This is a genomic window from Methylobacterium sp. 17Sr1-1 (assembly GCF_003173775.1).
Classification (GTDB): Bacteria; Pseudomonadota; Alphaproteobacteria; order Rhizobiales; family Beijerinckiaceae; genus Methylobacterium.
This window is the reverse complement of sequence record NZ_CP029552.1, coordinates 6,365,750-6,384,172: the sequence shown is the minus strand read 5'-3', so window position 1 is coordinate 6,384,172 and position 18,423 is coordinate 6,365,750. Positions and strand designations below refer to the sequence as shown.

Here is an 18,423-nt window from a genome sequence, read left to right as displayed (position 1 = left end):
CGCAATGCAGCCCTCCCCGTCATCCCGGGTTCTCGCCTTCGGCGAGCCCCGGGATGACGGGGAGAGATGTCGGTATGCGTATTGGTCCGACCGACGCAGCCGGTCAGACAGTCTCCGAGTGACCCGGGCGAGGCGCCTTGGTCGAACTTCGTCACTTCTTCAGCGTACCGGTGGCGATGTCGGCGTTCGGGTCGATCATCTGCGGCACCGACGGGCCGAAGGCCACGAGGCCGCTGGCGTCGATGCCGCGCACGTCCACCTCGGCGCCCGGCGCCATGCGGGGCAGGGCGGCAAAGAGCGGCATGCCGGCCGGCACGCTCTCGGTGAAGCCCGGGACGTCGAGGGCCGGGATGCCGGCTTGGTCGAGGCTCGTGCCCTCGGCGCGCGCGGCGGCGGAGCCGGCCAGGACGAGGCCGGCCGCGATGACGGTCTTGAGAAGCATCTCGGGCACTCCGGTGCGGGGCGTGTCTTGCGAAAGCGTTGCTTGCCAAGACAATGCGCGAACCCCGGCTCCGGTTCTCACGAAAAAGCTTATCCGGCGGCCCGCCACCTGTCCTCGGGTGCCGCCGCGACGGCCGGCAGCTGGTGGAACAGGTGGAAGCCGCAGGTCTCGGCGCCGCGCTCCGCCATCTCGGCCGAGAACCCGGGCGGCGCCGCGGACGGGGCGTCGATGCTGCCCGCGAAGGTCCAGGCCTCGCCGGTGACGAAGGCCGGCACCGGAAAGTCGTTCGGCACTGCGCAGACCAGGTCCGGCTCCGCGCGCCGGCGAAACAGGTTGTAGGTCGGCCAGCGCCGCACCGTGCGCGGCCGCGTGCGTGTGAATCCCGAGATCACGCTGGTCGCGGTCATGGTTAGTCTCCCCCCCGGGTCCGACCCGTTGCATCGTTGGGCCGATGCATATCCGTCGTGATCGGAACCGCTGATCACATTCGATAATGTCTGCGGCTTTTGTGAGCAATACTGCCGATACGGCGAAGCCTAGATTGGGCCGTGCGGCGGAAGGCGCAGCCGCCTACCTCTTTCGGCCAAGCTGTCGGACAGGTTTCAAATTTTTGGAAGGTGAGGCTCAGTTTTTTCAGTTTTCCTTGTCGCGCGGGCGCCCGCATAGTCGCCCTCGACACGGCGATCCGGGGCAGCGGGCGGCGGCGAGACGCCGCCTGCTCTTCCGGTCTACCGCGCCCGCGCCGATAGACCCGAGCGATCCGTCACGAGATGGCCGGCGGCGCGCACCACATTCACGACACCGGACGGGCCACGTCCGGATGGGTCAGCCCGCAGGGCCGGAGGAGACACCATGGCTGGATCGAGACGCCCGGGACGCAACTTCCTTTTCGTTCCGGGCCCGACCAACGTGCCGGAGCGGGTCCAGCGCGCGATGATCGTGCCGATGGAGGACCATCGCTCGCCCGTCTTCCCCGAGCTGGTCCTGCCGCTGTTCGAGGAGACGAAGAAGATCTTCAAGTCCCGCGACGGCCAGGTCTTCCTGTTCCCGTCGAGCGGCACGGGCGCCTGGGAGGCGGCGCTCACCAACACGCTCTCGCCAGGCGACCGGGTGCTGGCGCCGCGCTTCGGCCAGTTCAGCACCCTGTGGATCGATCTCGCCAAGCGCGTCGGCCTCGACGTCGACGTCCAGGACGAGGAATGGGGCCGCGGCGCCGATCCGGCGCGGATCGAGGAGGCCCTGCGGGCCGACCGCGAGCACCGGATCAAGGCCGTGCTGGTGGTCCACAACGAGACCGCCACCGGCGTCACGTCCGATATCGGCGCGGTGCGCCGGGCGATCGACGCGGCGGGCCATCCGGCGATGCTCTACGTCGACGGCGTCTCGTCGATCGGCAGCATCGACTTCCGGGCCGACGAGTGGGGCGTCGATTGCGCCATCACCGGATCGCAGAAGGGCCTGATGCTGCCGGCGGGCTTAGGCATCGTCTGCGCCAGCAAGCGGGCGCTGGAGGCGGCGAAGACCGCCGAGTGCCGCCGCGCCTATTTCGAGTTCTCGGACCAGACCAAGGCCAACGCCACCGGCTACTTCCCCTACACGCCGCCGCTGCCGCTGCTGTACGGCCTGCGCGAGGCCCTGCGCTGCCTCGAGGAGGAGGGGCTGGAGCAGGTCTTCGCCCGCCACCGGCGGCTCGCCGACGGCGTCCGCGCGGCGGTGCGGGCCTGGGGGCTGACCCTGTGCGCCAAGGACCCGAAGTGGTACTCCGACACCGTGAGCGCCGTGATGGTGCCGGAGGGGATCAACGGCGCCGAGGTGATCGGCCTCGCCTATCGCCGCTACAACCTCGCTCTCGGAGCTGGCCTGTCGCAGGTGGCGGGCAAGCTGTTCCGCATCGGCCATCTCGGCGATCTCAACGAGCTGATGCTGCTCGGCGCCCTCTCAGGCTGCGAGATGGCGATGCGCGATGCCGGCATCCGCATCGAGCCCGGCAGCGGCGTCGCGGCGGCGCAGGAGCACTTTCGGAGCACGCGGGTGGACGGGTGAGGCGCGGGCTTCTTCCCTCCCCCCCTCTGCGGGGGAGGGTGCCCGGCGGAGCCGGGCGGGAGAGGGGCGGCGCGACGCTGTTCCAGGCGGCGCCCTTCACGACGGCTCCGCCATAGTCGGAAGCGGCGTCCCCTCTCCCGGCTCGCTGCGCTCGCCACCCTCCCCCGCAGAGGGGAGGGGTAAACTCGCGCCACTCCTTTCCCCGCACAGCTCTGCCGCCCGCGGGGAGAGGAGAAGCCCGCGCCAGACGTTAGACCGACTGCCCCACCCCCACCCGCCGTGCCATTCTGCCGTGCCATGCCCCGCCGGACCGGGGTGCCGGAGACCGACATGTCCCACCGCATCGTCTTCCTCGACCGCGAGACCCTGGATGCCGAGTTGCGGCGCCCGAGCTTCCCGCACGATTACGTCGAGCACGCCGTGACGGAGCCCGGGGAGATCGTCGCGCGGCTGCAAGGGGCCGACATCGCCATCATCAACAAGGTGCCGATGCGGGAAGACACCTTGAGCCGGCTGCCGGACCTGAAGCTGATCGCGGTCGCCGCCACCGGCACCGACGTGGTCGACAAGGCCGCCGCCAAGGCGCGCGGCATCACGGTGGTCAATGTCCGCAACTACGCCTTCAACACCGTGCCGGAGCACGTGATCGGGCTGATCTTCGCGCTTCGCCGCGCGATCGTTCCCTACGCCAACTCGGTCCGGCGCGGCGACTGGGCCAAAGCGCGGCACTTCTGCTACTTCGACTATCCGATCCGGGACGTCGCCGGGTCGACCCTCGGCATCGTCGGCTACGGGGCGCTGGGCAAGTCGATCGGCCAGCGGGCGGAAGCGCTTGGCATGCGGGTGATCGCCACCGACGTGATGCCCCAACCCGGCCTCGTCGACCTCGACACGATCCTGCGCGAGAGCGACGTGATCACCCTGCACGCGCCGCTGACGCCGCAGACCCGCAACATGATCGGCCGGGACGAGCTGGCGCGGATGAAGCGCGACGCGATCCTGATCAACACCGCCCGCGGCGGCCTCGTCGACGAGGCGGCCCTCGCCGAGGCGCTCACCGCCGGCACGATCGGCGGCGCCGGGTTCGACGTGCTCACCAGCGAGCCGCCGCGGGACGACAACCCGCTGCTCGCCCTCGACCTGCCGAACCTGATCATCACCCCCCACGTCGCCTGGGCGAGCCGCCAAGGGATGCAGATCCTCGCCGACCAGGTCATCGACAACATCGAGGCCTTCGTAGCCGGCCGGCCGCAGAACGTGGTGGAGTAGGGCGGGACGGAGCGCTAACCCGCTCTCGCAACCAACGGAGACCCCGCGCAGGCGGCACGCCCGCGGCGGAGAGGACGACGATGAAGAAACTTCTGTTCCAGTTCGACACCGACCCGATGCCCAGCGTCTTCGACGTGGTGGTGGGCTACGACGGCGGCGCCGACATCATCACGGGCTATCCCAACGTGACCCCGGACAATGTCGGGGCGCTCGTCGACGGCACGATCTACACCCGCGGCGGAGCGGAGAAGAAATCGACCGCGATCTTCGTCGGCGGCGGCAGCATGGCGGCCGGCGAGGCGGTGTTCAAGGCGGTGCGCAAGCGCTTCTTCGGCCCGTTCCGCGTCTCGTGCATGCTCGATTCGAACGGCTCGAACACCACCGCGGCGGCGGGCGTGGCCCTCGTCGCCAAGGCGGCGGGCTCGCTCCAGGGCAAGCGCGCGGTGGTGCTCGCCGGCACCGGCCCAGTCGGCATGCGCTCGGCGGCGCTCCTCGCGAAGGAAGGCGCCAGCGTGACCCTCGCCGGGCGCCAGCTCGCCAAGGCGGAAGAGGCCGCGAAGGCCATCGAGACCCGGTTCAAGGTCGCGATCCGGGCGATCGAGACCCCGGATGCGGAATCCCGCGGTGCGGCGGTCGGCGAGGCCGACGTCGCGTTCTCGGCCGGCGCGATCGGGCTGGAGCTGGTCTCCGAGGCGCAGTGGCAATCCGCCCAGAGCCTCGCCTTCATCGCCGACTACAACGCCCAGCCGCCGCTCGGCTTCGGCGGGATCGAGGCTACCGACAAGGGCAAGGAGCGCCACGGCAAGACCGTGTTCGGGGCGCTCGGCATCGGCGGCCTGAAGCTCAAGCTGCACCGGGCCTGCATCGCCAAGCTGTTCGAGAGCACCGACCTGGTCCTCGACGCGGAAGAGATCTACGCGCTCGCGAAAGAGATGGCGTGATGGCCCAGGATCTTCGCCAGGATCTTCACTCCGAGGACACGATCCCGGGCTTTCTCGACGCGCTCGCGAGCGAGCGCCCGACCCCCGGCGGCGGCGGCGCGGCGGCGATTTCCGGCGCCATGGGGGCCGCCCTGGTCTCGATGGTCTGCAACCTCACCATCGGCAAGAAGAAGTACGCCGAGGTCGAGGCCGAGATGATCGCGACCCGCGACCGCGCCGAAGCCTTGCGGGCGGAGCTCACCGGCATGATCGCCGAGGACGTGAGCGCCTTCAACGCGGTGATGGGCGCCTACGGGCTGCCGAAGGCGACCGACGACGAGAAGGCGGCCCGCGCCGCCGCGATCCAGGACGCCCTGCGGCTCGCCACCGACGTGCCGCTCGCCTGCGCCAGAACCTGCCGGGCGGTGATCGATCTGTGCGAGGGGATCGCCGAGCGCGGCAACCTCAACGTGGTCAGCGACGCGGGCGTCGCGGTGCTGGCCGCCCAGGCCGGCCTGCGCAGCGCCGCCCTCAACGTCTATGTGAACGCCAAGGCCATTGAGGACCGGACCTTCGCGGAGGGCCGCCTCGCCGACCTCGCGCGGGCGCTCGACGGGGCCGACGCCCTGACCGAGCGGGTCTACGGCCTGGTGAAGTCGAAGCTGACCTAATGGTCGGCGTGGCTCGATAGAGTCATCGGGCCGAACACTCGAAGCAACGCACCGAGCTTTCAGCCGGGCGCGGGGAACCCCCTCGCGCCCGGACCGGGAAGCCTTTGCCAACATCCAGGAGGACGCCATGGACGTGCACGAATACCAGGCCAAGGAGCTGCTCGCGAGCTTCGGCGTGCCGATCCCGAAGGGCGCCGTCGCCTTCAGCCCCGATCAGGCGGTCTACGCCGCGACCGAGCTGGGAGGCGGGCACTGGGCGGTGAAGGCGCAGATCCATGCCGGCGCCCGCGGCAAGGCCGGGGGCATCCGGCTGTGCCGCACCACCCACGAGGTCCGCGATGCCGCGACCGACCTGTTGGGCCGTCGCCTCGTCACGCAGCAGACCGGCCCCGAGGGCAAGCCGGTGCAGCGGGTCTATATCGAGACCGCCGACCCGTTCGAGCGCGAACTCTATCTCGGCATCGTCCTCGACCGGAAGGTCGAGCGGGTGCGGGTCGTGGCCTCGAAATCCGGCGGCATGGACATCGAGGAGATCGCCGCGACCGATCCGGAGGCGCTGCTCCAGGTGGTGGTGGAGCCGGCGGTCGGCCTCCAGCCCTTTGAGGCACGCGAGCTCGCCTTTCGCCTCGGCCTCAACATCAAGCAGGTCGGCGCCGCCGTGAAGACGATCATGAGCGCCTACCGCGCGTTCCGCGATTGCGACGCCGTGATGCTGGAGATCAACCCGCTGGTCGTGACCCGGGACGACCGGGTGCTGGCGCTGGACGCCAAGATGTCGTTCGACGACAACGCGCTCTTCCGGCGCCGCGCCATCGCCGACATGCACGATCCCTCGCAGAGCGACCCGCGCGAGGCCCAGGCCGCCGAGCACAACCTGAACTACATCGGCCTCGACGGCGAGATCGGCTGCATCGTCAACGGCGCCGGCCTCGCCATGGCGACGATGGACATGATCAAGCATGCCGGCGGCGAGCCGGCGAACTTCCTCGATGTCGGCGGCGGCGCCTCGCCGCAGCGGGTCGCGACCGCCTTCCGCCTCGTCCTCTCCGACCCGAACGTGCGGGCGATCCTGGTCAACATCTTCGCGGGCATCAACCGCTGCGACTGGATCGCCGAGGGCGTCGTCCAGGCCGCCCGCGAGGTGAAGATCGGCGTGCCGCTGGTGGTGCGGCTCGCCGGCACCAACGTCGAGGCCGGCAAGGCGATCCTGGAGCAGAGCGGCCTCGACCTCATCACCGCCGACACCCTGACGGAGGCCGCCGAGAAGGCGGTGGCCGCCATCCGCACCCGGAACTGAGGATTCGCCCGATGAGCATCCTGATCGACGAGACGACCCGGATCCTGGTCCAGGGCATCACCGGGGACAAGGGCAGCTTCCACGCCCGCGAGATGATCGAGTACGGCACGCGGGTCGTCGCCGGCGTCACTCCGGGCAAGGGCGGGCGCACAGAGCACGGCGTGCCGGTCTTCGACACGGTGCGCCAGGCGGTGCAGGAGACGGGGGCCGAAGCGAGCATCACCTTCGTCGCCCCGCCGTTTGCCGCCGACGCCATCATGGAGGCGGCGGATGCCGGCATCCGGCTGATCTGCTCGATCACCGACGGGATTCCGGCCCAGGACATGATGCGGGTCAAGCGCTACCTCCGGCGCTATCCGCGGGAGCGCCGGCCGATGGTGGTGGGGCCGAACTGCGCCGGCATCATCTCCCCCGGCAAGGCGATGCTCGGCATCATGCCGGGCCACATCTACCTGAAAGGCAATGTCGGGGTGATCTCGCGCTCCGGGACGCTCGGCTACGAGGCCGCGGCGCAGATGAAGGCGGTGGGCCTCGGCATCTCGACCTCGGTCGGCATCGGCGGCGATCCGATCAACGGCTCGTCGTTCCTCGACCACCTCGCCCTGTTCGAGGCGGATCCCGACACCGCCGCCGTGTTGATGATCGGCGAGATCGGCGGGCCGCAGGAGGCCGAGGCCGCTTCGTGGATCCAGGCGAACATGAGGAAGCCCGTGGTCGGCTTCGTCGCCGGGCTCACGGCGCCCAAGGGCCGCAAGATGGGTCACGCCGGCGCGATCATCTCGGCGGCCGGCGACAGCGCCGCCGAGAAGGCCGAGATCATGCGCTCCTTCGGCCTCACCGTGGCGCCGAGCCCGGGCGCCTTCGGCACCACCATGGCGCAGGTGATGGCGGAACGCCGCAAGGCGGCGTGAGCCGGCTTATCGGTTCTGCGGCGACCCGTGTGCATTCCTCCTCTTCCCATGGGCGGCAGAGCTATCCGGGGAAAGAAATGGCGCGGGATTTTCTCCCTCCCCCCTCTGCGGGGGAGGGTGCCCTGCGAAGCAGGGCGGGAGAGGCGACGCCGCTTCCGGAGGGGTCGCGACCATTCTGAAGGGCGCCATGTCCGTAGGCGTCGCGCTGCCCCTTTCCCGGCTCGCTCCGCTCGCACCCTCCCCCGCAGAGGGGGGAGGGAAAAGCCCGCGCCCTTCTCGACACCCCTCCCTCGATCCCCACGGGGAGCCCTTTGATGATCCACACTCCCGTCCCCAACACCTCCTTCGTCCCGCCGCTCATCACCGGCACCGACGACCGCGTCGCCCTCGACGTGCTGTTCCGCTCGCTGGTCGATGTCTGCCGGCGCCACCAGCCGGAGCTGGAGGCGGTGTTGCGCGGGCAGGCGGACATCGCCGGTCTGTCGCCGGAGCTGACCGCGCGGGCGCTGCAGGTCCGGGGCATCTGGTTCCAGCTGATCGCCATCGCCGAGCAGAACACCGCCATGCGCCGGCGCCGCCACGTCGAGCGCGAGGCGGGGCGCGACCGACTGAAGAACGCGTTCAGCGCCGTGCTCGCCCGCGCCGCCGCGCGCGGCGTGCCGGCCGAGACCGTCCACGCGCTGCTGGCGTCGCTGCGCGTGCGCCCGACCCTGACGGCGCACCCGACCGAGGCCAAGCGGGTCACGGTGCTGGAGAAATTCCGGCGGATCTACCTGATCCTGAAGGAGCTGGAGATGCCGCGCTGGACCGAGCGCGAGCGCCAGGCCCTGATGGACGACCTGCGCGACGAGATCGAACTGGTCTGGATGACCGGGGAGCTGCATCTCGAGAAGCCGACCGTCGACCGGGAGGTGGCCTGGGGGCTGCATTTCTTCGACGAGACCCTGTTCGAGATGCTGCCCGAGACCCTGGCCTCACTGGAGGAGGCGCTGGCCGGCGCCTATCCGGGCGCCCGGTTCGAGGTGCCGGCCTTCTTCCAGTTCGGCTCCTGGATCGGCGGCGACCGGGACGGCAACCCCTTCGTCACCGCCGAGGTGACGCGGCGGACGCTCCGGCAGAACGCGCTCGCCAGCCTCCGGCGCTACCGCGATCGCGTCGACGGGCTCGCCCGCACCCTCTCGATCAGCGCCCGCGCCCTGCCGGTCGCCGACGGCTTCGCGGCCGCGCTCGCCGACCAGCTCGCGCTCCAGCCGGATGGGGAGGCCATCGCGCGGCGCAACCCGGGCGAGCCCTACCGCCAGTTTCTGACATGCCTGAGCCGGCGCCTCGCCGCGACGATCGCCGGGCTGGAGGACGAGCCGGAGCAGGATCCCACGGGCCCCGGCTACGCCGACGCCGACACGCTGATCGCCGACCTGCGCGCCCTGGAGGAGGGCCTGACCGCCGCGGGCTGCCCCTCGCTGTCCGCCAACCGGGTGAGGCCGGTGCGCCGGATGGTCGAGATCTTCCGCTTCTCGACCGTGCGGCTCGACATCCGCGAGAACACCACCCGCACCACCCGGGCGCTCCAGGCGCTGTGGCGCCAAGGTCCAGGATCCACGCAGGAGGGCGAGCCGCCGGACGTCGACGCCCCGGCCTGGACGCAATGGCTGGAGGCCGAGCTCGCCCGCCCTCTCGACGGCCCGCCCGATCTCTCCGGCCTGCCCGACGAGGCGCGGGAGACGCTCTCGACCTTCCGGCTGGTGGCCGAGATGCGCGGCAGCCTCGACCGCGAGGCGTTCGGCGCCTTCGTCCTGTCGATGACCCATTCGGTGCCCGACATCCTGGGCGTCTACCTGCTGGCGAAGACGGCAGGCGTGTTCCTCGACGCGGCCGGAACCGAGATCTGTCCGCTGCCGATCGTGCCCCTGTTCGAGACCATCGACGACCTGCGCGCCGCACCGGCGATCATGCGGGCGCTGCTCAAGGTGCCGGTGGTGCGCCGCTCCGCCCGCCAGCAGGGCGGGGTGCAGGAGGTGATGATCGGCTACTCCGATTCGAACAAGGACGGTGGCTTCGTCGCCTCGAACTGGGAGCTGGCGAAGGCGCAGCGGCTCCTGACCCAGGTCGGCGAGCAGGCCGGGATCGGCATCGCGTTCTTCCACGGCCGCGGCGGCTCGGTCAGCCGGGGCGGCGCGCCGACCGCCCGGGCCATCGCCGCCCAGCCGCCGGGCTCGATCCGCGGCCGGTTCCGCACCACCGAGCAGGGCGAGGTGGTGTCGTTCAAGTATGCCAACCGCGGCACCGCCGCCTACCAGATGGAGCTTCTGGCCTCCGCGGTGCTCGCCCACGCCCTCGACGGCGCGGCCCCCGGGACTCCTGCGGCGAACCCGGACTTCGACGATGCGTTGGAGGCGTTGTCGGGTGCCTCGCGGGCGGCCTATGCCCGGCTCCTGACGCATCCGGATCTCGTGACCTATTTCGGCGCCGCGAGCCCGCTCGACGAGATCGCGCTCCTCAACATCGGCTCGCGCCCGTCCCGCCGCTTCGGCGCCCGCAGCCTCGCCGACCTGCGGGCGATCCCGTGGGTCTTCGCCTGGAGCCAGAACCGCCACGGCATCACCGGCTGGTACGGGGTCGGCAGCGGGGTGAAGAGCCTCCTCGACGTGCGGGGTGAATCCGGCCGGGCGCTGCTGCGGCGAATGTTCTCGGAGTCGCCGTTGTTCCGCCTGATCATGGACGAGGTCGAGAAGACGCTCCTCACCGTCGATCTTGGGCTCGCCCGCGACTTCGCCGGCCTGTGCCCGGACGAGGGCGCGCGCGAGGCGGTCTTCGCGATGATCGAGGCGGAGTACCGACTCACCTGCGCGATGGTCCTGGAGGTGAGCGGGGCCGCCAGCCTCGCCGAGCGCTTTCCACTCTATCGCGGACGGCTCGCCGAGCGGCTGCCGGTGCTCAACCAGGTCAGCCGCGAGCAGGTGAACCTCCTGCGCCGCTTCCGGGCCGAGACCGACGAGACGGCGCGCGAGGCGCTGAAATCCGCCCTGCTCCTGTCGATCAACTGCGTCGCCACCGGGTTCGGGGCGACGGGGTGAGGCGGGAATGGCGAGAAAAGAGAGCAGCGGGCCGGGGCATCCCGCTCGCGCATGATGGTCCGGCCCGCCGGTGACACCGTCCGAGCGGGAGCGGCAGGAACGGCGTGACGGCCGCGACCCTGGACGCGCCGCGCCGCCCTGTCCTCGCTCCAGGTTAACTCCGCGGCAGACTCCCGGACCACCGGAGCGGACCCCAGCCCACCGGTGGTGTAACAATGTTGCAATCTTCCCCGCGCCGGCCTAGGTGAGGCACGTCGTCGAGCGAGGGATTGTGGTGATGGGCAGGCTGGGAATCGGAACGCTGCTGCTGGCTCTGGGCCTCGCCTGGATCGTCCCGGCGCGGGCACAGGAGCCCGCCCGGCAAGAACCCGTCCAGCAAGAGACCGTCCGCGTGGTGGCGACCTTCTCGATCCTGGGCGATCTCGTGCGGCAGGTCGGGGGATCGCGGGTCGCCGTCACCACGCTCGTCGGGCCGAACGGCGACGCGCACAGCTTCGTGCCGGCCCCGGCGGACGCCCAGGCCGTGGCGGCGGCGCGGCTCGTGGTGGTGAACGGCCTCGGCTTCGAGGGCTGGATCGACCGGCTGATCAAGGCCTCCGGCACCAAGGCCAAGGTCGTCGTCGCCGCGAAGGGCATCGTCCCGATCGAGGAGGACGACGACGGCCACGGCCCGGATCATGGGCATTCGCACGCCGCCGATCCGCATGCCTGGCAGAACGTCGCCAATACCCGGACTTACGTCGCCAATATCCGCGACGGGCTGGCGAGCGCCGATCCCGAGGGCAGGGCGGCCTACCAGGCCAATGCGACGGCCTACCTCGCGCAGCTCGACGCCCTCGATGCCGAGGTGCGCAAGGCGGTCGCCGGTATTCCGGAGGCGCGCCGGCGCATCGTCACCACCCACGACGCCTTCGGGTACTTCGCCAGGGCCTATGGGCTACGCTTCGTCGCCCCCCAGGGCGTGTCGAGCCAGAGCGAGGCCACCGCCCGCGACGTCGCGGCGATCGTGCGGCAGGTCCGCCGCGACAGGATCCCGGCGGTGTTCCTCGAGAACATCTCCGATCCGCGGCTGATGCAGCAGATCGCCCGGGAGGGCGGCGCCAAGGCGGGCGGCCGGGTCTTCTCCGACGCCCTGTCCGAGCCCGGCGGCCCCGCGCCGACCTATCTCGAGATGATGCGCCACAACGTTCGGGAGTTCGTGGCGGCCCTGGGCGGGTGAGGATGCGCCCTACTTCAGGTCGAGCGTCAGGCTCCGGAACCGCTTGCCGTCCCGCGACTCCTCGCACGGCCTGCCGTCGGAGCCGAGGGCCTCGCCGTCGTCGCTCAGCACCTGGACCCGGTCGCCGGCCGGGCTGACCAGCAAGGCCTCCGGCTGAAAATCGGGAATCGGCGCGAAGGCCGCCGCGGCACCCTCGACCCGCGCGGGCCTGTCCGCCGGATCGCCCGACCAGCGGTAGAGGTCGAACGGCTCGCCGCCGCCGCCGGCTCCGCCCGCCAGGATGAAGTAGGTCCTGGCCTGGGGCGCGTAGGCGATGTCCCGGATGCCGCGGCCCTTGAGATCCAGCGCGACCGGGGTGCCGAGGCGCGGGGCGGCGCCGGCCACCGCTTCGGCCGGGTTCTCCAGCGCCACCAGCAGGGCGTTGGCGTCGGTGTCGAGGGGGTTGCGCAGGCCGAGCCAGAGCGACTTGCCGTCCGGCCGCGGCGCCATCCCCTCGATGTTGAAGCCCTTGCGCTTGGGGTCGAGGTCGTCCCGGGCCGATACGTCGAGCCCGATCCGCTCCGCGAACAGGGGCGACAGGGCGGCGAAGGCCTGCGGCAGCCCCTTCACCGCGCGGCCCTTCGGGGCGAGGCCGGGGCCGTCCGTGTCCGCCACCGTCACGGCGGCGAGGCGGCCGCGGCCGGGGCTCTGCTTGCCGCCGCGCCGGCGGCTGTGGGAACCGAGCACGTAGAGGTCGGAGCCGAGCCAGGTCGCGGATTCGAGGTCGGCCTTGCGGTCCTCTGGCCCGAGGCCGAGTTGCGGACCCAGATCGCTGCCCGCCAGCGGCAGCGCGTCGCCGCTCGCCCCGGCCCGGTAGAGCATCACCACCGTCGATTCGTCGTCGACCACCAGGAACCGGTCACCGAAGCTCCCGCGCGGATACGGCACCGCGCCCGAGGCCTCGCACATCCCGCGATGCTCCAGCAGTGGCCCCACCTTCACCGGCTCGGCCGAGGCGGCGGAGACCGCGAGGGACGAGACCAGGAGCGCGAGGAGCGGCAGGGGGCGGGGCATCACGGGTCTCTGGGTATTTGGTCGAAATGCGGAAGCCGGTCGGATGGGCGCCTCGACCAACGACCCTCCGCATCATCCCGGCCTCCGCTACGCGGCCCCGGGATGACGCGGAGGGTGACAAAACTGTTGTGGAAGCCGAACAGAGGCTCGCGGAGGACGATCCGGCCCCACGAGCCGCCTCACCCCCCGGTCATCGGCGGGAAGAACGCCACCTCGCTCGCGCCGGCGAGCGCGGTCCCGGGCTTGGCATGGACCCGGTCGACGGCGGCGCGGACCACGCCGTCCGTCTCGAAGGCGTAGGCGTATTCCTCGCCGCGGCCCCTCAGCCACGCGACGAGGTCGGCGACCGTCGTCACCTCCGGCGGCAGGTCGAGGGTTTCCTCGGGGCGGCCGATCCGCTCGCGGACCCAGGCGAAATAGACGAGCTTCATCGGGGGCTCATCTCTCGTCGTCGATGACGTGGCGGATGCCGGAGCGCATGTAGTCGTAGCCCGTGTAGAGCGTCAGCGCCGCGGCGAGCCAGAGCAGGACGAGCCCGAGCGTGCCGTTGCCCGGCAGCACCCGCTCGCCGGCGGGGCCGGCGATCAGCACGCCGAGGGCCACGAGCTGCACCGCGGTCTTCCACTTGGCGACCCGGCTCACCGGCACGCCGACCTTCAGCTCGGCGAGGTACTCGCGCAACCCTGAGACCAGGATCTCGCGGCACAGGATCACGATCGCGGCCCAGAGCGACCAGCCGCGGATCGTCCCGTCGGCGCAGAGCATCAGCAGGCTCGCGGCGACGAGCAGCTTGTCGGCGATCGGGTCGAGCATCCGCCCGAGCGCCGAGCTCTGCGAGTAGGTGCGGGCGACGTAGCCGTCGAGGTAGTCGGTGATCGCGGCGGCGACGAAGACGGCGACGGCGATCCAGCGCGCGGTGTCGTCCTGCGGCCAGAACAGCAGCGCCACCACCACCGGCACCGCGACCAGACGGCCGTAGGTCAGGAGGTTCGCGAGGTTCAGGGCCGTCGAGCGGCGCCGGGGTACGACCACGTTCATCACCGTCGGTGAAACCACGCGGGGGGAGGGGGCGTCAACAGAACTCGACCCGGACTCGACGTCACGCATCGGCGATTCGTCACGCATCGGTATGGAAGAAGTCGTAGACCGCCCGGGCGGTGGCGGCATTGACGCCCGGCGCCTTGGCGAGATCCTCCAGGGCCGCCCGCTCGATCGCCTTCACCGTCCCGAAATGGTGCAGGAGCGCGCGCTTGCGGGTCGGGCCCACCCCCGGGATCTCGTCGAGGGGGTTCTTCACCATCTCGCGCTTCCGCTTGGCCCGGTGCGCCCCGATGGCGAAGCGGTGGGCCTCGTCGCGCAGGCGCTGGACGAAGTAGAGCGTCGGATCCCGCGGCGGCAGCCGGAACGGCGCCTGGCCGGGCACGAAGAAGGTCTCGCGGCCCGCGTCGCGGTCGCGCCCCTTGGCGATGCCGACGAGCGGCACGTCGGTCACCCCGACCTCGTCGAGGGCCTTTCGGGCCGCTTCGAGCTGACCGCGGCCGCCGTCGATCAGCACCAGGTCGGGCCAGGCCGGAAACACGTCCGGGTCCGCCGGATCGGGCGCCGGCTCCGGCTCTGCCGGCCCACCCTCGGCAGCGGCCATCGCCGCCTCCGCCTTGGTGCGCGGATGCTCCTTGACCAGGCGCGCGAAGCGGCGCTGCAGCACCTCGCGCATCATGCCGTAATCGTCGCCGGGCTTCACCTCCTCGGACTTGATGGTGAAGGTGCGGTAATGGGTCTTCATGAAGCCGGTGGGGCCCGCGACGATCATCGCGCCGACGGCGTTCGTCCCCATGATGTGCGAGTTGTCGTAGACCTCGATCCGCCGCGGCGCCGCGGCGAGGTTGAACGACGTGCCGAGGGCGGCGAGCAGCTTGCCCTGCGAGGCGGTGTCGGCGAGGCGCCTGCCCAACGCCTCGCGGGCGTTGCGGGCGGCGTAGTCGACGAGGTTCTTGCGCTCGGCGCGCTTCGGGGCGTGGATCTCGACCCGGTTCTCGGCCCTGGTCGAGAGCGCGGCGGCGAGCAGCTCCGCATCCTCGATCTCGTGCGAGGTCAGCACGAGGCGGGGCGCCGGCTTGTCGTCGTAGAACTGGGCCAGGAACGAGGCCAGCACCTCGGCCGGGCTCATGCTGCGGTCGGCCTTCGGAAAGTAGGCCCGGTTGCCCCAGTTCTGCCAGTTGCGGAAGAAGAACACCTCGATGCAGAACTGGCCGGCCTGCTCGTCGAGGGCGAAGACGTCGGCCTCCTCGATCCCTTGCGTGTTCACGCCCTGCACGCCCTGGATGGCGGCGAGCGCGGCGATGCGGTCGCGGTAGCGCGCCGCCTTCTCGAACTCCCAGGCGTCGGAGGCGGCCTGCATCTCGGCGGCCATGCGCTCCTTCACGGCGTTGGACTTGCCCGAGAGAAACCCCCGCGCTTCCGCGGCGAGGCCGGCATAGTCCTCGACCGAGATCTCGTTGGTGCAGGGGCCCGAGCAGCGCTTGATCTGGTAGAGCAGGCACGGCCGCGTGCGGTTCTCGAAGTAGCTGTCGGAGCAGGAGCGCAGCAGGAAGGCGCGCTGGAGCGCGTTGACCGTGCGGTTCACCGCCCAGACGCTGGCGAAGGGGCCGTAATAATGGCCGGCGCGACGCCGCGCCCCGCGATGCTTGACGAGCTGCGGCGCGTTGGAATCGGCGGTGAGCAGGATGTAGGGCAGGGACTTGTCGTCCCGCATCAGCACGTTGAAGCGGGGCTTCAGCTGCTTGATGAGGTTCGCTTCGAGCAGCAGCGCCTCGGTCTCGGTCGCCGTGGTGACGAACTCCATCGAGGCCGTCTCGGCGATCATCCGGGCGATGCGGTTGGTGTGCGCCTGGCCCCGCGCGTAGGACCCGACGCGGTTCTTCAGGTTCTTGGCCTTGCCGACGTAGAGCACGTCGCCCTTGGCGTCGAACATCCGGTAGACGCCCGGCGAAGTCGGCAGGGTGGTCCAGAACCGACGGATCACCGCGGTGCCGGCCTGGATCGCGCCGGCGCCGGCATCGAGGTCGAAGTCGATCTCGGGGGCGGTGTCGAGGGCGTCCACCGCCTCGTCGTCGTCCTCGATCGTGTCGAGGGCGTCGGGCGGCACGTCGTTCCCAGGCTGTCGGCTCATGAGGGCGATGTAGGCGGCCTTCCCGCCGCTGGAAAGACCGGCCCTAGGCGCTAAAAGGCCTCCCTCACGCCCGCGCCGAAGGACCACCCCCGTGACACCCCGCCCCGCATGACGCTCCGCGCCTGCCGGACGCCCCGGATCCCGCGTCTCCGGCCCGACCTGCCGGCCGTACGGATCGTCGAGGACGTCCTCTACCTGCCGCACAGCGAGGCACGGGGCCAGCCCTCGGCCCTGTTCGACGCCGCCCGCCGCTTCATCCCCGAGAGCGTCGACATCCGCGGGAGCGGCACCACCCCGTCCTGGCAGCGCACCGACTGGCCCGAGGCGTGGCCGGACGGCCTGCCGGCGGCCATCCCGTACGCGCCGGAGGAGACCTACCTGTTCCTCGGCGGTGCCCACCTGCATTACGGGCACTTCCTGGTCACCACCCTGCCGCGGTTCTGGCCGCTGCTGCGGGCTCAAGCCCCGGCGCCGATCCTGTGCTACGCCCCGGCCCACGAGGGCCTGTGGCAGCCCTACCGCTTCGCCGTCGACATCCTGGCGCGGCTCGGCCTCGCGGTCCGCGACGTCCACGCCTTCGAGGCGCCGATGCGCCTGCGCCGCGCGATCGTGCCGGCTCCCGCCTTCCAGGAGGAGGGTTTTGCCCACACGGTCTTCCGCGACCTGTGCCGGGAGATCGGAGCGGGCTGCTACGCTCTGGACGAGGTCGATGCGGACGACCGCCCGGCCTACCTCGCGAAGACGCGGCTCTCGGGCGGCGTGCGCCGCTTCGCCAACGAGGAGGCGGTGACGGAGATCCTGGCCCGGGAGGGCGTCGAGATCCTGCACCCGGAGGCGATGAGTTTTTCCGAGCAGGTCCGGCTCTTCGCCCGCCGGCGGGTGGTCGCGGGCTCGCTCGGCTCGGCCCTGCACACGGCTCTGTTCGCGCCGCCTCGCCGGCGGGTGGTGGCGCTGAGCCCCGGCCCGGTGATCAACCCGACCTTCCTGCTCGTCGACGCGCTCTGCGGCAACGCGGTGACCTATCTCCACCAGCCCGGCACGGCGGAGGCGGAGCCGGGCGCCTTCGGCAGCCAGCAGGCCCTCGCCGACCCGCGCGCCGCCGCGGACGGGCTGCTGCGGGGAATCGCCAGGATGGCGGCCATGCCGGATCCGGGGCGGGGCGTGCTGTCGGCGGCGTGGTCGCGGCTCGGGCGGATGGCCGGGCGGGGGCCGGTGTAGCTCCCGTATCGCTCTCGCCACGATGCCGACACCCTCCGGGTCGTCCCGGGGCCGCGAAATCCGAACCCGGGATCCATGACCACCGACGGTGCGGGATGAGGCGGAACGCGATCCGCCTCTCTCTTCCGACCTCGGCGGTTATGGATCCCGGGTTCTCGCCTTCGAGCCCCGGGATGACGTCGAGGGTACGAAATTCGCCGGCTGGCCCTTGAAGCGCCGGCGCCCCGCCGCTGCCCGCCCCACCCGTCAGTCGAACAGCGCGTCGATGTCGGTCTGGTCGACGTGGCCCGGATCCTCGTCGAGCTTAGGCCCGTTGAGCAGGCTGCTCTCGTCGTCGATGCTGACCCCGGCGCGCTCGCCGATCAGGTCCTTGAAGGCCTCCAGGCCGCCCCAGGCCTCGATCATCCGGTCGATGTGGTCCTCGACGAACTTCAGCACGCTGACGATCTTGCTGATGCGCTGGCCGGTCAGGTCCTGGAAGTTGCAGGCCTCGTAGAGCACCACGGTGCGCTCGAGGATCGCGTCGACGTCGGAGTGATCCTTCAGGCCACCGGTCGAGCGCAGCACCGAGGCGTGGGTCTCGATGTCCTCGACCGCCGCCAGGATGGTGGTGGTGGCCCGCTCGGTGGCGTCGACCACGGCGTCCAGCTCGCCGGCGGCCCGGCGCACGCCCTTGCCGTCGAAGTCCTGCCGGTGCAGCACCGCGATCTCGTGCTTGGTCCGGCCGATCGCGGCCTTCATCACGTCGAGCTCGTTGCGCATGCCGTAGATCTCGGCCATCTCCCGCCGGCAGGCGTCGATCACGTCGCCGGTGGTGGTCTCGGTCAGGCGCTTGAGCTCGTTGACCGTCGCCAGGATCTCGGAGATCCGCTCGTCGTTGGGCGAGACCGGCGGGGGCGCCGCCTCGACGGGAACGGAAGCAACCCCGAGACTGTCCTCGATGCGGAAGCGCTTGTTCTTCATGGGTCCGAGAGAGCCTGCAGCCGCGGCCGCATCGCACGGCCCACACGGGCCAATGTCCCCAACATTGATTGCGATTTGCTGAATGCCTGCCGGAGGCTGCGCCCGCGGTGACGAACGATTCACCGTGAGGCCGAATTAATGATTCGTCGCAAGGATTTAGCGAAACGCTCACCA

At 71.0% G+C, this 18,423-nt stretch carries 16 protein-coding genes; 9 read left to right on the top strand and 7 right to left on the bottom strand.

Features of this window, described 5'->3' with window-relative positions; all coding sequences use genetic code 11:
• Window positions 1–151 precede the first annotated feature (151 nt).
• Together DK412_RS29150 and DK412_RS29145 are read right to left on the bottom strand one after the other, a co-directional pair.
• A complete protein-coding gene (locus tag DK412_RS29150) occupies window positions 152–442 on the bottom strand; it encodes a hypothetical protein (RefSeq protein WP_109974840.1) in 291 nt (96 codons plus the stop codon).
• Window positions 443–531: 89 nt separating this feature from the next.
• On the bottom strand, window positions 532–849 hold the full coding sequence (locus DK412_RS29145; RefSeq protein ID WP_245447344.1) for a hypothetical protein: 318 nt from the start codon (window positions 847–849) through the stop codon (window positions 532–534).
• Between the two features lie 445 nt (window positions 850–1,294).
• On the opposite strand from DK412_RS29145, the gene DK412_RS29140 reads away from it, so the two are divergent.
• From DK412_RS29140 to DK412_RS29105, 8 genes are all read left to right on the top strand, one after another.
• Complete coding sequence (locus tag DK412_RS29140; RefSeq protein WP_109974839.1) at window positions 1,295–2,485, top strand: aminotransferase class V-fold PLP-dependent enzyme; 1,191 nt, start codon at window positions 1,295–1,297, stop codon at window positions 2,483–2,485.
• Between the two features lie 330 nt (window positions 2,486–2,815).
• Window positions 2,816–3,754, top strand: a complete 939-nt coding sequence (locus DK412_RS29135) for a D-2-hydroxyacid dehydrogenase (protein ID WP_109974838.1) — start codon at window positions 2,816–2,818, stop codon at window positions 3,752–3,754.
• Window positions 3,755–3,834: 80 nt separating this feature from the next.
• Window positions 3,835–4,695, top strand: coding sequence for an NADP-dependent methylenetetrahydromethanopterin/methylenetetrahydrofolate dehydrogenase (locus DK412_RS29130; protein ID WP_109974837.1), 861 nt, complete (start codon window positions 3,835–3,837; stop codon window positions 4,693–4,695).
• Entirely contained in the window at window positions 4,695–5,345 is a 651-nt protein-coding gene (gene fchA, locus DK412_RS29125; RefSeq protein WP_109974836.1) for a methenyltetrahydrofolate cyclohydrolase, read from the top strand. Before DK412_RS29130 ends, fchA begins: the two co-directional genes overlap by 1 nt.
• A 127-nt stretch (window positions 5,346–5,472) precedes the next feature.
• Window positions 5,473–6,642, top strand: coding sequence for a malate--CoA ligase subunit beta (locus DK412_RS29120; protein ID WP_109974835.1), 1,170 nt, complete (start codon window positions 5,473–5,475; stop codon window positions 6,640–6,642).
• An 11-nt stretch (window positions 6,643–6,653) separates the two neighbouring features.
• Window positions 6,654–7,553, top strand: a complete 900-nt coding sequence (sucD, locus tag DK412_RS29115; protein ID WP_109974834.1) for a succinate--CoA ligase subunit alpha — start codon at window positions 6,654–6,656, stop codon at window positions 7,551–7,553.
• Between the two features lie 314 nt (window positions 7,554–7,867).
• Entirely contained in the window at window positions 7,868–10,627 is a 2,760-nt protein-coding gene (locus tag DK412_RS29110; protein WP_109974833.1) for a phosphoenolpyruvate carboxylase, read from the top strand.
• Window positions 10,628–10,904: 277 nt separating this feature from the next.
• Window positions 10,905–11,846 (top strand): metal ABC transporter substrate-binding protein, encoded by a 942-nt coding sequence (locus DK412_RS29105; protein ID WP_109974832.1) that lies wholly within the window; start codon window positions 10,905–10,907, stop codon window positions 11,844–11,846.
• 9 nt (window positions 11,847–11,855) lie between these two features.
• Here DK412_RS29105 and DK412_RS29100 read toward each other — a convergent pair whose 3' ends face one another.
• From DK412_RS29100 to uvrC, 4 genes are all read right to left on the bottom strand, one after another.
• On the bottom strand, window positions 11,856–12,899 hold the full coding sequence (locus DK412_RS29100) for a DUF3616 domain-containing protein (RefSeq protein ID WP_109974831.1): 1,044 nt from the start codon (window positions 12,897–12,899) through the stop codon (window positions 11,856–11,858).
• A 179-nt stretch (window positions 12,900–13,078) separates the two neighbouring features.
• Window positions 13,079–13,330 (bottom strand): molybdopterin converting factor subunit 1, encoded by a 252-nt coding sequence (gene moaD / locus DK412_RS29095; protein WP_109974830.1) that lies wholly within the window; start codon window positions 13,328–13,330, stop codon window positions 13,079–13,081.
• A 7-nt stretch (window positions 13,331–13,337) separates the two neighbouring features.
• Window positions 13,338–13,937, bottom strand: a complete 600-nt coding sequence (gene pgsA, locus DK412_RS29090) for a CDP-diacylglycerol--glycerol-3-phosphate 3-phosphatidyltransferase (protein WP_109974829.1) — start codon at window positions 13,935–13,937, stop codon at window positions 13,338–13,340.
• Between the two features lie 79 nt (window positions 13,938–14,016).
• Window positions 14,017–16,068, bottom strand: coding sequence for an excinuclease ABC subunit UvrC (gene uvrC / locus DK412_RS29085; RefSeq protein WP_109974828.1), 2,052 nt, complete (start codon window positions 16,066–16,068; stop codon window positions 14,017–14,019).
• A 108-nt stretch (window positions 16,069–16,176) separates the two neighbouring features.
• On the opposite strand from uvrC, the gene DK412_RS29080 reads away from it, so the two are divergent.
• Window positions 16,177–17,286 (top strand): glycosyltransferase 61 family protein, encoded by a 1,110-nt coding sequence (locus DK412_RS29080; protein WP_109974827.1) that lies wholly within the window; start codon window positions 16,177–16,179, stop codon window positions 17,284–17,286.
• A 246-nt stretch (window positions 17,287–17,532) separates the two neighbouring features.
• On the opposite strand, the gene DK412_RS29075 is transcribed toward DK412_RS29080, so the two are convergent.
• Complete coding sequence (locus tag DK412_RS29075; RefSeq protein ID WP_109974826.1) at window positions 17,533–18,249, bottom strand: chemotaxis protein; 717 nt, start codon at window positions 18,247–18,249, stop codon at window positions 17,533–17,535.
• Window positions 18,250–18,423 lie beyond the last annotated feature (174 nt).